The 13,469-nt window shown below is 63.9% G+C and carries 15 protein-coding genes, 2 pseudogenes and 1 riboswitch; of the genes and pseudogenes, 7 read left to right on the forward strand and 10 right to left on the reverse strand.

The window, feature by feature from the left end; translation table 11 throughout:
- Position 1: 1 nt before the first annotated feature.
- The 3 genes from E2E30_RS19915 to E2E30_RS19925 are packed head-to-tail and all read right to left on the reverse strand — an operon-like array spanning position 2 to position 2,389.
- Positions 2 to 898, reverse strand: a complete 897-nt coding sequence (locus E2E30_RS19915) for a dioxygenase family protein (RefSeq protein WP_133192413.1) — start codon at positions 896 to 898, stop codon at positions 2 to 4.
- Between the two features lie 30 nt (positions 899 to 928).
- Positions 929 to 1,219 carry a muconolactone Delta-isomerase gene (catC, locus tag E2E30_RS19920; protein ID WP_133192414.1) on the reverse strand — a complete coding sequence of 97 codons (291 nt, stop codon included), beginning with the start codon at positions 1,217 to 1,219 and terminating at the stop codon, positions 929 to 931.
- 3 nt (positions 1,220 to 1,222) lie between these two features.
- Positions 1,223 to 2,389: a muconate/chloromuconate family cycloisomerase gene (locus E2E30_RS19925; RefSeq protein ID WP_133192415.1), complete on the reverse strand. Its 1,167-nt coding sequence runs from the start codon at positions 2,387 to 2,389 to the stop codon at positions 1,223 to 1,225.
- A 223-nt stretch (positions 2,390 to 2,612) separates the two neighbouring features.
- Here E2E30_RS19925 and E2E30_RS19930 point away from each other — a divergent pair, with 223 nt between their 5' ends.
- On the forward strand, positions 2,613 to 3,566 hold the full coding sequence (locus E2E30_RS19930) for a hypothetical protein (protein ID WP_165954605.1): 954 nt from the start codon (positions 2,613 to 2,615) through the stop codon (positions 3,564 to 3,566).
- Here the strand turns inward: E2E30_RS19930 and E2E30_RS19935 are convergent.
- Complete coding sequence (locus tag E2E30_RS19935) at positions 3,563 to 4,540, reverse strand: LysR family transcriptional regulator (protein ID WP_240699157.1); 978 nt, start codon at positions 4,538 to 4,540, stop codon at positions 3,563 to 3,565. The genes E2E30_RS19930 and E2E30_RS19935 overlap by 4 nt on opposite strands.
- Here E2E30_RS19935 and E2E30_RS19940 point away from each other — a divergent pair.
- From E2E30_RS19940 to E2E30_RS19955, 4 genes are all read left to right on the forward strand, one after another.
- Complete coding sequence (locus E2E30_RS19940; protein WP_133192417.1) at positions 4,539 to 4,916, forward strand: carboxymuconolactone decarboxylase family protein; 378 nt, start codon at positions 4,539 to 4,541, stop codon at positions 4,914 to 4,916. The genes E2E30_RS19935 and E2E30_RS19940 overlap by 2 nt on opposite strands.
- Positions 4,909 to 5,109 carry a nuclear transport factor 2 family protein gene (locus tag E2E30_RS19945; protein WP_133192418.1) on the forward strand — a complete coding sequence of 67 codons (201 nt, stop codon included), beginning with the start codon at positions 4,909 to 4,911 and terminating at the stop codon, positions 5,107 to 5,109. The genes E2E30_RS19940 and E2E30_RS19945 overlap by 8 nt, the downstream gene beginning before the upstream one ends.
- A gap of 89 nt (positions 5,110 to 5,198) precedes the next feature.
- Positions 5,199 to 5,738 carry an alpha/beta fold hydrolase gene (locus tag E2E30_RS19950; protein ID WP_133192419.1) on the forward strand — a complete coding sequence of 180 codons (540 nt, stop codon included), beginning with the start codon at positions 5,199 to 5,201 and terminating at the stop codon, positions 5,736 to 5,738.
- Between the two features lie 9 nt (positions 5,739 to 5,747).
- Positions 5,748 to 6,092, forward strand: coding sequence for an alpha/beta hydrolase (locus tag E2E30_RS19955; protein ID WP_165954606.1), 345 nt, complete (start codon positions 5,748 to 5,750; stop codon positions 6,090 to 6,092).
- Between the two features lie 5 nt (positions 6,093 to 6,097).
- On the opposite strand, the gene E2E30_RS19960 is transcribed toward E2E30_RS19955, so the two are convergent.
- Complete coding sequence (locus E2E30_RS19960) at positions 6,098 to 6,727, reverse strand: recombinase family protein (protein WP_133192421.1); 630 nt, start codon at positions 6,725 to 6,727, stop codon at positions 6,098 to 6,100.
- Between the two features lie 129 nt (positions 6,728 to 6,856).
- Between E2E30_RS19960 and E2E30_RS19965 the strand changes: the two genes are divergently transcribed.
- Entirely contained in the window at positions 6,857 to 9,826 is a 2,970-nt protein-coding gene (locus E2E30_RS19965) for a Tn3 family transposase (RefSeq protein WP_133192422.1), read from the forward strand.
- A 30-nt stretch (positions 9,827 to 9,856) separates the two neighbouring features.
- Here the strand turns inward: E2E30_RS19965 and E2E30_RS19970 are convergent.
- Positions 9,857 to 10,096, reverse strand: a pseudogene (locus E2E30_RS19970) (chloride channel protein); the annotation flags it as partial.
- Positions 10,097 to 10,257: 161 nt separating this feature from the next.
- Positions 10,258 to 10,335: riboswitch (Fluoride riboswitch) on the forward strand.
- A gap of 23 nt (positions 10,336 to 10,358) precedes the next feature.
- Here E2E30_RS19970 and E2E30_RS21115 point away from each other — a divergent pair.
- Positions 10,359 to 10,765 (forward strand): annotated as a pseudogene (locus tag E2E30_RS21115) (voltage-gated chloride channel protein); the annotation flags it as partial.
- Here E2E30_RS21115 and E2E30_RS19980 read toward each other — a convergent pair.
- The 4 genes from E2E30_RS19980 to E2E30_RS19995 form a co-directional block, all read right to left on the reverse strand.
- Positions 10,720 to 11,880, reverse strand: coding sequence for an arsenic transporter (locus tag E2E30_RS19980; RefSeq protein WP_272482955.1), 1,161 nt, complete (start codon positions 11,878 to 11,880; stop codon positions 10,720 to 10,722). The pseudogene E2E30_RS21115 and the gene E2E30_RS19980 overlap by 46 nt on opposite strands.
- Complete coding sequence (arsC, locus tag E2E30_RS19985; RefSeq protein ID WP_133192423.1) at positions 11,880 to 12,308, reverse strand: arsenate reductase (glutaredoxin); 429 nt, start codon at positions 12,306 to 12,308, stop codon at positions 11,880 to 11,882. Before arsC ends, E2E30_RS19980 begins: the two co-directional genes overlap by 1 nt.
- A 10-nt stretch (positions 12,309 to 12,318) precedes the next feature.
- Positions 12,319 to 12,651 carry an ArsR/SmtB family transcription factor gene (locus E2E30_RS19990; protein WP_037535046.1) on the reverse strand — a complete coding sequence of 111 codons (333 nt, stop codon included), beginning with the start codon at positions 12,649 to 12,651 and terminating at the stop codon, positions 12,319 to 12,321.
- Between the two features lie 331 nt (positions 12,652 to 12,982).
- A complete protein-coding gene (locus tag E2E30_RS19995) occupies positions 12,983 to 13,459 on the reverse strand; it encodes a hypothetical protein (RefSeq protein WP_037535047.1) in 477 nt (158 codons plus the stop codon).
- Positions 13,460 to 13,469 lie beyond the last annotated feature (10 nt).

Genomic DNA, 13,469 nt, shown 5'->3' on the forward strand with positions numbered 1-13,469 from the left:
TTCAGGCGGCAACGGTGGCGCGAGCGCGTTCCGAAAACACCTGGTCGCCCTGCGAAGCTGCGAGCTGGATCTTGAAGTCGAACGCGACATAGGCGGTGTCGCCCTGGCGCTGCGGGACGGGGAGAAGCCCTTCACGCGTGGCGAAAGCGAAATCGTCGTTCGCGAATGGATCATCGCCGAAGTTGATCTGCGTCGTGAGCGCGCGGTAGCCGGGTGCCTCGACGAAGAAATGAACGTGCGCCGGCCGATTGCCGTGGCGACCGATCGCCTTCAGCAGCCGGTCGGTAGCGCCGTCCGGCGGAACCGCGTAGCCGTTGGGCATCTTGGAGTGGAATGCGTAACGTCCGTCCGATCCGATCTTGATCCGTCGGCGATTGTTGAACGGGGTCTGCTCGCCGGTCGGATCGAAGTGCGAGTAGAAACCATGTGAATTCGCGTGCCAGACGTGCAGGATCGCGTTGACGGGCGCTTCCCCTTCCGAGCCTGCGATCCTGCCGGTCATATAGAGCGTGTCGGTATCATCCGGATCGTCGCTCAGATTGACGTCACCTTCGACCAACGGCGCGTTTTCGACGTATAGTGGCCCCTCGATGGTGCGCGGCGTGCCCCCCGAATAGCCGGCCTCGGCGTCCTTGGCGTCCATGTAGAGGTCCATGAAATGCTCCAGGCCAAGCCCGGGGACGATGAGGCCGAGCTCGCCTGCGCCATCCTGGAGATACTTGATGGCGCCCCAGAATTCGCTTTCGCTGACATCGTATTTGACGATGGTCGACATGAGAGCCTCAACCACATCCCGGGTGATCGCCTTGAGCCGATCATCACCGCCATCGACCGTTTTGCCGCTGGCACGGTCCAGAAGTCGCTGCACCTCCGCTGTCTGCACAAAATCTTCTCTCATCTCACTCTCCTAAAGTCGTCTTATTGTTGATCAGCGATCGTTTTCCCTGGACGAGGACGGATGGCGACAGAGCGCCGTCACCTCGATGAGCATGTACGGGAACAGCGGGAGACCCATCAGGATCTCGTGAAGCCCCGCATTGTCTTCGACGTCGAAGACGCTCACGTTCTTATACTGGCCCACGACCCGCCAGATGTGCCTCCAGATGCCCAACTCCATGAGTTCCTGGCAGCGAGCCTTTTCCCTGGCCTTGAGATCGTCGATCTTGGCCTGGTCCGCGTCCTGCGGGATGCGGACGTCCATCGTGACGTGAAACAGCATGGCTCAGCCCGCCACGGCTTTGGGGAACGTCATCGTCTTTGCCGGCCGATCGCGGCGGTGCGCCGCGACGACTTCCTCATCAAGCTCGATGCCGAGACCAGGCCCGGTTGGAACCACCAGCGTGAAGTTGCCGTATTCGAGCGGCGTTGCGAGCAGCTCCTGTGTCAGAAGTAGCGGACCGAAGAGCTCGGTGCCGAATGAAAGGCGCGGGAAGGTAGCAAACAGGTGGGCGGATACGGCCGTACCAACCGGTCCTTCGAGCATCGTGCCACCGTAGAGAGCGATGCCGGCGGCATCGGCGATCGCTCCGACTGCCCGCCCGGCGGACGGGCCACCGGCTTGTGCGACCTTTACGGCGAACACGTCGGCAGCCGCTTTTGCAGCAAAATCGAATGCGTCCTCTGGTCCCCGCAATGCCTCGTCCACCATGATCGGGATCCGCGAGAGCTGCGTTAGACGCGCCATGCCGGCCCGATTGGCGCGGGCTATGGGCTGCTCCACGAGATCGACGCCGACATCGGCGAGCATCCCAACACCGCGTTTGGCAGTCGCTTCGTCCCATGCCTGGTTGACGTCGACGCGCACGCTGGCGCGTCCGCCGACGGAGGACTTGATCGCGCCGACATGAGCTACGTCTTCTTCAAGACTGCGCTTGCCGATCTTGAGTTTGAACGCATTATGACGTCCGGCATCCATCATCCCGTGCGCTTCAGCGATGTCCGACGCGGTATCGCCGCTCGCCAGCGTCCACAAAACAGGAAGGCGCGAACGCACGCGACCACCGAGTAACTCGCTGAGTGGCAGCCCCACGCGCTTACCCATCGCGTCGAGCAACGCTGTTTCCACGGCGTTCTTGGCGAAGTGATTGCCGACTACGTGGCGCGACACGAGCGCCATCGCCATAGCAGGATGACGCGGATCACAGGTCCGCAGGATGGGGGTGATATAGGTGTCGATTGTGAGTTTGATGCCCTCTGGGCTCTCATCGCCATAGCTGAGCCCGCCGATCGTGGTGCCTTCGCCGATGCCCTCGATGCCATCGGAGCAACGGATGCGTACGATCACCATCGCCTGCGTGTTCATCGTCGCCATGGCAAGCACGTGCGGCCGGACCGTTGGTACATCGACGATGACGGTTTCCACTGCCTCAATGCTGAAGTCTCCAGCCATTTTCCGCTCTCCTCAATTTCGTTCTAAATTATTCACCTCATCCCACAAAAGACCGTTTCGCTTAACTTTGATGCCCAATCGGCATGAGATAACGCCGGTAGGTGAGCGGCGTAAGTTCGAAAGCTACGGCAAAACGGGGTCAGAACATAGAACGGACCCAGATATACGCTAAGCGCCAGCAGGCCCGCTCAGGTGGCGCAAACCACCTGAGCGCTGCATATTAATGACGAAAACCGGGTTCCCGTCATACCGAACGGCAGCAGCGGAGGGCCAGCTTTGGACAGACGCGGAACCGGTCAGGCTTCGACCGTGGTCGAATGCGACTATTGCGCGGCTCGAAGTCGGGCTACCCGACACGGTGGAGGTCGCCAGGAACGAGGCGGCGCTGCGGCTCTTCGTCGATCGCGGTAGTCCGCTGCGCCCGCGGCCGGTGCGATGCACCATCGGCGGCCGCCCCGTGACACTGGACTGGACGCCGGCACCGATGAAGGACATCAATCCGATCCAGCGCTCGTGGCGCGGCGAGCGCGTGCCAGAGGTCAGCACACGGCTGGTCGGCAGCCACGGAGCGTGGGTGAAGCTCGGATACTTCCAGCCCAACGATGCCGCGCAGGTCAAGGCGTTCCACGCAGCGATCGATGCTGCGCCTGCTCTTCGAACCAAAAGGGACGTACGGGGCAACGGCGGCGGCCCCTACAACTGGTTCATGGCGTACCTGCGAGGGCTATATGGCCAGGAATATGCCGATCATTATGCCACTGAGCGATTGCACATCCGCGCAGTCTATCGCCTGTCACCAGCCTACGTAAAGCTTGACCGGGACGGTGCATCGGAGGCAGGTAACTTAGGGGAACCGGCCGACCCGCCATATGAGATCAATGATACCGCCAACGACCGCCTTCAGAAGCAGGCGATTGCGTCCGGCCGGCAGATTTTCCAGTCGACGCCTATTCCTTTCCCCAACAACGGGAGGGCACCGGTCAACCCGGTCCGCGCCAAGGTTTACGTTCTTACGGATTATGGCTGCGGAAGCGCCTGTATTGGTTTCGTCGACGAGTTGAAGCGGTTCTCCGGCATGCGTCAGATCGGGCTGCCAACCTATGTGGACAGCCGTTCGGGCACTGCCGTCGATATTGAATTGGGGACCGGTGAGAGGATGTTCAAAAACGTACGCTAAGGCACATCGTTGACGTACGACGCCTCCGGGTTTTCACCACGGCCAGTCAGGCGGCCGGCGTTTGCGGCAATGATGACGGCAATCTCATCATAAACGACACGCACCCGCTTCGACATTTCGGCAGCGGCATGGCCCACTAGCCACAGCGGCTCTTCCATCAGCAGCGTGGAAGGCAAGCGTAAAAGGCCCGAGCTCAGGAAACAGGGCAGAATGCCGATACCAAGGCCCGCAACAATGGCGGCACGGTGAGCTTCCAGATGATTGAAGCGAATATCCGCCGATCGTCCGGTGAGGCGATGAAGCCAGCGTGAGGCCGGGAGATCATGATCGTCAGTCCACCCGACGAGCCGCGCCGACGCGAGATCCGGAACTGGGCCGACACCAGCGTAAAGGCCATGGCACATCATTCCGGCCTTGCGAACCGTCAGTGCGCCATGATCGGGGGGCACGAGACGTAATGCGAGGTCGGCTTCGCCACGGGCGATACCGACCGGAGCTATGCCGGTAATGATTTCGAGTTCCAGTTCCGTGTATTGCGAGAGGATGGCTCGCAGCGCCGGCAGCAGCAGGTGGGTCGTGATCGTCTCTGGGGCCGCGAGGCGCACGACCCCACTGATTGCTTCTGCCCTCCCGTTCGCACGGGCGCGGAAGCCGGCCACGGCCTCCTCCACGCGCCCTGCTTCCGACATAAGCGCTTCGGCGTCTGGGGTCGCCGTATAGCCGCCCGAGTGTCGAACAAAGAGTGTCGACCCGATCGCTGCTTCAAGGGCGTCAATTCGCCGGCCGACCGTCTGGATGCTGACCCCAAGCATCCTTGCAGCACCGGTCAGGCTACCTGCCCGGTAAGTCGCCACGAAGTAGCGTACATCGTTCCAATCCATCAATGATCCATAATTGGAAAACCAGTTTCCTTCTACTTCCATTCCTGAAGGCGGTGTTAGACGCGATATCGTCCGGCGAAGGAGATCGCTCATGGAGCAATCACGATTTGAACGTGGCCAGGCTCGATTGGCAGAGGTCGATGGGGAAGCCGGACAGACGGTTATCGCGTCGCTCGCCGACATCGCGCCTGACCTTGGCCGCTACATTATCGAGTTCGGCTTCGGCGACGTATACAGCCGCCCCGGCATCGACCTCAGAACCCGCGAACTGGCGACCGTCGCGGCCCTGGTCGCTCTTGGCAACGCCCGCCCGCAACTCGAGGTGCATTCGCACGGTGCGCTCAATGTCGGGGCCTCGCAGGAGGAAATCGTCGAAGTCATCACCCAGATGGCGTTGTACGCCGGCTTTCCCGCTGCCTTGAACGGCGTTGCGGCATTGCGTACGGTTCTGGAGGCTCGCCATGGGTGAGAACGTCGCTCTGATCGAACGATACTTTGCCGCCTTCGGGGCAGGCGACATCGGCACTGCTCTCGATTGCATCCACCCTGATGCGATCTGGCACGTCGATGGCGACCCGGCAGTCGTCACTGTAGGAATCATTCAGGGGCGTGACGCGGTGCGCCGCTGGCTTGACGCTTCCCGACCGGCTTTCGACCGTTAGCTTTCTCCGTCGATCGCCTGATCGGGGAGGGTGCCGACGTGATCGCGCTAGGCCGGTTCCGGCACCGCGTCCAACCGACCGATGCCATAGTGGACAGCGATTACGCCATCCGCTTTACGATCCGTGGCGGTCGGATTGCTCGTTACCAGATATTCGAAGATTCGCTGCTGATCGCCATGGCTCGGCATAGCGACGCAATTGCCCGGCAAGCTCGTCTCAACGAGGTGCTTTACGGTTGGGATGACAGCGGCTGCGGGCGCACCATCATTTTCCTGCACGGGCTGTTCCTGAACCGCCAATTTTGGGCCCCGGTAATCGACAGATTGGGAGAAGGCCACAGGTGCGTCGCTTTCGACATGCCAGGCCACGGCGTCAGCCCCTGGCTTAATGGTCTCGATCTGGACGGTATCGCCGATGATCTGGCGCTTTGGATCGTGGAAAACGGAGCCGCGCCAGCTACAATCGTCGGTCATAGCCAAGGCGGCATGATAGCCTTACGCCTCGCTGGTCGGCATCCGGATGCCGTCAAACGTCTTGTTCTGGTGAATACCAGCGCGCGTCCCGAGTACCCCGAAAGGATTGATGCGTGGCGAGCGCGTCGCGGGGCTTTGCTGGATACCGGATCATGAAACGACGTATTGAGCGATGTTCAGCGCATGACGACCGCGCCGGGGTGGGTGAAGGCACACCCCGCCGAAGCCACGAGCGAACGCGAGGTGATGGCGTCGCATGATCCCGCATCGCTCGCGCTGGCGCTTGATGCAGCGGTTCTCGATCGCGGCGATGTTCGACCGCTACTTGATCGGATTAAGATGCCGGTGGAGGTGGTTTCCGGCGAGTCGGACCAAGCGACACCTCCCGAACTGGGTCAGGAAATTGCGGTGTCCGTTGGCCGTGGGCGTCACACCATAGTTGACGGTGCCGCGCATCACGTGCCGACCGAGCAGCCGGATGCCATCGCTGCCCTGCTTCGGGATGACTGATATGATCACACCGGTCGAGCCTTTCGCGCCAACAGCTTTTCGCCGTCCGGCCTGATCTCACCCTTGGGTGTGACGTGTCGGTAGAGGGTCTGGCGGGTAATGCCGAGTTCGGCGCACAGTTCGGCGACTTTCGTCTCCGGCTTGCCCATCGCCGCCTGGGCGAGGCGCAACTTGGCGGTCGTCATCTTGAACGGGCGACCGCCATGCCGACCCCTCGCTCGCGCCGATTTCAGACCGGCGCGGGTGCGTTCGACGATCAATTCACGCTCGAACTCGGCAAGGCCGGCGAAGATCGCGAAGATCAGGCGGCCGTTGGCGGTGGTGGTGTCGATCGACGCGCCTTCGCCCGCCAGCACCTTGAGGCCGATGCCGCGCTTCGTCAGGTCGCCGACCGTGTTGACGAGGTGGCGCAGATCGCGACCGAGCCGGTCGAGTTTCCAGATGACGAGCGTGTCGTCGCGGCGCAGCGCCTTCAGGCAGGCATCGAGACCTGGCCGCTTGTCGAGCCGGCCCGATGCGCTGTCCTCATAGATATGCTCGGGATCGACGCCGGCCGCGATCAGCGCATCGCGCTGAAGGTCGTGGACCTGGCTGCCGTCCGCCTTGGACACCCGCGCGTAACCGATCTGCGTCACATATACGTCCGTCTGCGTGACGGAGCGGCATTGCCCGTCGATCGATCGCTATAATGTCACATAACCCGTCTTGTGGTCTACGCTCCGTGAACAGGGTCGCTTTCCTGTTGCGTGACGAACAGGAAGCCGATGCCGTCCAGAACCATATTGTCCCCCGCCCAGCGCAGCGCGATCTTCGATCCGCCTGCCGATCGGGCAACGATCGAACGGCTCTACACCCTCGGTCCCGATGACCTTGGACAGATCGCGCGTCGCCGGCGCGGGGCGAACCGGCTCGGATATGCGGTGCAGCTCTGCTACCTGCGCCACCCGGGACGAAGCCTGCTGCCGAGTGAAGCGGTGCCTGCCGCCATGCTGGCGCTGCTCGCCGACCAGATCGGTTGCCGTACCAAGGACTTCGCCGACTATTCTGCGCGCGCGACGACGCTGCGCGAGCATCGCGCCGAGGTTGAAGCGTATCTCGGTCTGCATGCCTTCGACCGAGCAGAAGTGCGATCGATGCTGGCGCTGGGATCGGAGATCGCCACCTCGACCGATCGTGGCGATGCAATCGTCGCTGGCATGGTCGATCGCCTGCGGCTCGACCAGATCGTGCTGCCCGCAGCATCGACGCTGGAACGGCTCGCCCTCATCGTACGGGCGCAGGCACGCAAGGCCGCGCATGCTGGACTGATCCGCGACTGCCCGGCCGATCAGGAAGTAGCGCTCGAACGCCTGATCGCATCGGACGACAATGGTCGCACCCGGCTTGGATGGATACGCGAATGGTCGGAATCACCATCGGCGTCGAACCTGAAAGGCATCGTCGAGCGGCTCGACACGGTGCGCGGCATCGGGATCCCAGCCGATCGGGCGCGGCGCATCCATGCCGCTCGCTATGCCGTTATCGCACGGACCGCTGGCATCGTCACGGCACAGCATCTGCGCCGTCTCGAACGTCCGCCCCGGCTCGCCATGCTCGTTGCGGCTATGATCGAGATGGAGGCAGCGCTGACCGACGCGGCACTGGTCATGGTCGAGAAAATGGTGGGCGCGCTGTTCCGCCGCGCCGATCGCACCCGCTCCGACCGGTTGCTCGGGCAGGCGCGGCTGCTGAAGGACACCGCCCGCTTCCATGCTCGGCTCGGTCGCCTGCTGGTCGATGCCCGCGCGACCGGGCGCGATGCGATCCGCCGCATCGAGGACCAGGTGGGATGGGACCAACTCGAACGCAGCATCCGCTTCGCCGAGGATCTCACCCGGTCGGCCGACGACGGCTTGGCGGAAGTGATCGAGCGCTATCCCGCCGTGCGGCGGTTCGCCCCAACATTCCTCGCCGCCTTCACCTTCCGCACGGCGCGGTCGGGTGATCCGCTGCTCAGCGCGATCGAGGCGCTGCGAACGATGTACCGTGACGGCCGCTCGGTCCTGCCGAAGCGACTGCCGATCAGCTTCATCAAGCCGCGCTGGCGCAAGGTCGTGCAGCCAACCGAAGGGACGATCGACCGCCGCGCCTATGAGATCGCAGTGATCGTCCACCTGCGCGAACGGCTCGGCTCCGGCAGCATCTGGGTAGACGGCAGTCGCGCCTATCGCACGCTGGACGATTACCTGCTGCCAACCTCTGCGTTCGACACGATGCGAGCCGATGGCAACCTGCGGCTGGCCGTACCGTCCGGTTTCGCCGAATGGTATGATGAGCGCCGCACTCTGCTGACCCGGCGCATGACCGAGGTGGAACGCGCAGCTGCGACGGGTGAACTGATCGATGTGACGATCGAGCGCGGGCAGTTGCTGATTTCGCGGATCCGACGAACGCCGTCCGACGATGCCGAGGCGCTGAAGGCCCGGCTCTACGCGATGCTGCCGCGTGTGCGGATCACCGACCTGCTGGTGGAGGTCGCCGCATGGTCGGGCTTCGCCGACCGTTTCGTCCATGCACGTAGTGGCGATCCGGCCTCCGACCAGTCCGCGCTGATGGGTGCTGTCCTCGCTGATGCGACCAATCTCGGGCTGAGCCGGATGGCGGAAAGCTCGCGTGGGCTGACCCTGTCCCGCCTGCGCTGGACGGCGGAATGGCATGTGCGCGACGAAACCTATCTGTCGGCGCTGGCGGCGATCGTCGACTGCCATACCGCGCACCCGCTCGCCCAGGTCTGGGGGCCAGGCGACACATCGTCGTCGGACGGGCAGTTCTTCCGCGCCGGCGGTCAGGGCGAGGCCCGCGCCGATCGCAACGCCCGCTATGGCACTGATCCCGGCGTGCTGTTCTACACCCATATCACCGACCGCTTCACGCCCTTTCACACCAAGGTCATTGCCGCCAATGCCGGCGAAGCCGCGCATGTCCTCGACGGCCTGCTTGATCATGAGAGCGAGCTGGTCATCCGCGAACATGCGACCGATACCGCCGGGGCTGTCGATCATATCTTCGGCCTGTGCCATTTGCTCGGCTTCCGCTTCGCACCGCGGATCCGCGACCTCAACGAGCGCCGGCTGTACGGCCTCTCACCGCTCGATCCCTGGCCGACACTACGCCCGCTCGTCACCGGCCCGGTCAACGTCCGCGCGATCGAAGAGAATTGGGACGAGACGTTGCGGCTTGCCGCCTCGATCCGCGCCGGCACCGTCAGCGCCTCGGTCATGCTCCGCAAGCTGGCGGGTTTTCCGCGTCAAAACCCAGTGGCCCGCGCATTGCGCGAGATCGGGCGGGTTGAGCGCACCCTATTCATGCTCGACTGGTTCGACGATCCCGAGCAGCGGCGTCGTACCGGCAGCATCCTCAACAAGGGCGAGGCCCGCAACGCGCTAGCCCGCGCCATCTTCTTCAACCGCCTCGGCGAATTGCGCGACCGCACATTCGAGAACCAGCGCCATCGTGCCTCGGGGCTAACCCTTCTCACCGCAGCCGTCACCCTTTGGAACACCGTCTATCTCGACCGTGCCGTCCGGCATCTGCGCGGCAGCGGTGCCGAGGTGCCGGACAAACTGCTTGCCCACGTCGCGCCATTGGGCTGGGAGCATATCGGTCTTACCGGCGATTATCTTTGGAGCGAGATGGACAAGCCCCGCGAGCGATTCAGGCCGCTCCGCCTTCACCAGACCGGCCGCGACGCTTAGCGTACGTTTTCGAACATCCTCTCACCGGTCCCCGTTATGCCCGGAGCAGGCGTAAGCGACGAAACAGGCGACCGCGACCGGCACTGCGGTCTCGGCGCCGAACAGCTCGACGCCCATGATCGTGCAGGCCAGCGGCGTATTGGCCGCGCCCGCGAAAACCGCCACGAAACCGAGCGCGGCAAAGAGGTCGACGGGGACACCGATCGGGCCGGCGAGCGCATGACCCAGCGCCGCGCCGATGAAGAACAGCGGCGTGACCTCGCCGCCCTTGGGCGGCGGCTCTTCGCCTGCTCCGCCGGCCACAGCAATCGGATGGCTGCGAGCAACAGCATCGGTCCGTCAGTTATCCTGCCGTTTCGGGCCTGTCATCCGGCAACCATACAGTTTCATTTCTACATCGGATTGACGTTGCCGCACCGCGGCGACATATAGTGGCCGAAGGCGATGGATTTCCGCCTGGCTATGTTGGCCGAACCGCCCTCGCAAGGGCCGATGATTCCTACCGGGCGCCGCAAGGCAGCAAGGAGGAATTGTGCGCGCGACGTTTCGCAATCTCTATAACGCATTAAACTTGGCCGCTTTTTTTCGCGATCGCCATGACCATGCCCTGTCGGTGTTGCGCTGGACGCTGGTCCTCGTGCCGATGGCGGCGCTGGTGGGAACACTCTGCGCGGCTTTCCTTTGGAGCCTCGACGCCGCGACACAGGCGCGGTTCGACTATCCCTGGCTGCTTTACCTCCTGCCCTTAGGCGGAGCGGCGGTCGCGTTGCTCTATCACCTCCCGGCCGTTCGGTCGAAGCGGGCAATAATCTCATCGTCGAGCAGATACACGAGCCCGGAGGCGGCGTTCCGCTGCGCATGGCACCGTTGGTCTTCATCGGCACGATCGCCACTCATCTCTTCGGCGGTGCGAGCGAGCCGATCGGCGTCAGCTTGGGGCCGAGGTCGCAGCCGATGACGTTGGCATAGATCATCGCTTCCTTCACCGCGCCAGTGGCATGGGCCGCGTCAATCGACAGCGCGCCCACCAGCACTGTCGGCATGTTGTTCATCACCGACGACAGGACGGCCGCGATCACGCCTGTTCCGAACGCCGCGCCCCACACGCCGCCTTGGGCGGTGCGATCGAGAAGCGCCGCCAGATGGTCGGTCAGGCCGGCGTTCCGCAGCCCGTAGACGACTAGGTACATGCCGAGAGAGAAGATCACGACCTGCCACGGCGCGCCGCGCAGCACCTTGCCGGTCTGGATCACGTTGCCCCGCCCCGCGATCACCAGCAGGAGGATTGCACCGGCAGCGGCGACGGCGCTGACCGGCACGCCAAGGGGTTCGAGCAGGAAGAAGCCGGCCAGCAGCAGCGCGAGGATGATCCACCCGGCGCGGAAGGTCGCAACGTCGCGGATCGCTTCTCGGGGCGCGCGCAGCGCCCCCACGTCATAGTCTTCTGGGAGGTCGCGCCGGAAGAACAGCAGCAGCACGCCCAGCGTGGCGGCGATCGATACCAGGTCGACCGGCACCATCACGGACGTGTATGTGCCGAACCCGATCTTGAAGAAGTCGGCTGACACGATGTTGACGAGGTTCGAGACCACCAGCGGCAGGCTGGCCGTGTTGGCGATGAACCCGGCCGCCATGACGAACGCCAGCGTCGCCTTGTCCTTGAACCCCAGCGCGCGCAGCATGGCGATGACGATCGGCGTGAGGATCAGCGCCGCACCATCATTGGCGAACAACGCCGACACCGCCGCGCCGAGCAGCACGATTAGGACGAAGAGCCGGCGCCCATGTCCCCTGCCCCAGCGCGCAACGTGCAGCGCCGCCCATTCGAAGGATCCAGCTTCATCGAGCAACAGGCTTATGACAATGATCGAGACGAATGCAGCCGTCGCGTTCCAGACGATGCCCCAAACGACCGGTACGTCGGACAGCGTGACGACCCCCGCGAGCAGCGCCAAGACGGCCCCGCCTATCGCGCTCCACCCGATTCCGAGCCCCTTGGGCTGCCAGATGACGAGCACGATCGTGACGACGAAGATCAGGACGGCAAGAAGCATCAGGCGATGCGCTGGCCCGAGGCGTCCACCACCTGTTGTCCGTCGTCCTTCGCGAACGCGCCGCGCTGATCGCCCGGCAGCAGATCAAGCACGGCTTCGGACGGCCGGCAGAGCTTCACGCCGAGCGGTGAGACGACTATCGGCCGGTTGATGAGGATCGGGTGCGTCATCATCGCATCCACCAGCGCGTCGTCGGACAGCGACGTGTCGCCCAGGCCGAGCTCCGCATAGGGCGTACCCTTTTCGCGCAGCAGCTCGCGGGGCGTTATGCCGGCGCGGTCGATCAGCTCGACCAGCAGCGCGCGCGAGGGCGGAGTTTTCAGATATTCGACCACGTGCGGTTCGATGCCGGCATTGCGGATCAGGCCGAGCGTGTTGCGCGACGTGCCGCACACGGGGTTGTGATAGATCACGATATCGACGGCCACGGGCGTCCTTTCAGCAGCAGGGGGTGAGTTCGGCGATCAGCGGGGCGCACAGCTCCGCGTTGCCGGCGCAGCAATCCTTGACGAGGAAGAGCGTTAGCGCGCGCAGGCCGTCGAGATCGGCACGATAGATGATCGAGCGGCTATGACGTTCGGATCGCACCAGCCCGCCACGGGCGAGGATGCCGAGGTGTGCGGACATTGTGTTTTGCGGTACGTCGAGCTGACGGGCGATTTTGCCCGCAGCCAAGCCATGCGGTTCGTGCCGCACCAACAGGCGGAACACGTCGAGGCGTGTTCCTTGTGCGAGCGCGCCGAGCGCTGAAATTGCCGTGTTGTTTTCCATATATCCAGAATAGCAGCTATATGGTTCCGGTACAGACGTTTATAGCACCAAGTAGGCAGGCAGTCGGCACCCTACGCTCTTTTCCGAAGTCCCCAACGAGTGGGGCGGGACCCCGCGGGCACGGCTCTATCGGCCCGCTGGGCGTGCCGACCGAGCCATCGTGCCGGCGTCTCGGCCCTGCCGGGTGACGATTATCGCGTAAGGTGTGCCACGTGGCGCACCTGCGAACGCGCAGGCGCGAGCAGTGTTTCGATTGGCGTCGACGCCCTCCCCCAGAGGCCACACCGCACAGCACTTCGCGCGCAGAACCGCGTGTCGTGAGTTGATGGGCTTAGCCTGATCCCCCCGATACGTCGGGCGCAGCCTTCGGATCGGGGTCTTGCGCCTTGCCCTTCGCGGCGCCCGGCTGCTTTGCGCTCATGGCGGTCAGATAAGCGACGATCGCCGGCACGTCGGCTGCGGCGACGGGGGCTTTGTAGACCTCGCGCATCTTGGTGACCTCCGCGGTCCACTGGTCGGCGGAGAGTGGCGGCTGGTTCAGCGCCATGCTCGCCGAATGACACGAGGTGCAGTTCGCATTGATGACGTCGGCATGCGGGCCGGCGGGATATTGCCCTTCGTCGGTTGGGAGATCGACCGAAGTGGACGCCAGCGAGAAGCCGCGCGCCGAGACGCTTGGCGGCGGTGGTGCGGTCGGGGCGGCAGGCGGCGGGGCGACGCGGCTGTTCGGGGCACCAATCGCGAGCAGAAGAACGACGGTCGCGCCGACGAACCCGAACGACAGCGTGCCGATGGAAGGCGTTTTCATGGGGGAGCGC

This window comes from Sphingomonas sp. AAP5, assembly GCF_004354345.1.
Classification (GTDB): domain Bacteria; phylum Pseudomonadota; class Alphaproteobacteria; order Sphingomonadales; family Sphingomonadaceae; genus Sphingomonas; species Sphingomonas glacialis.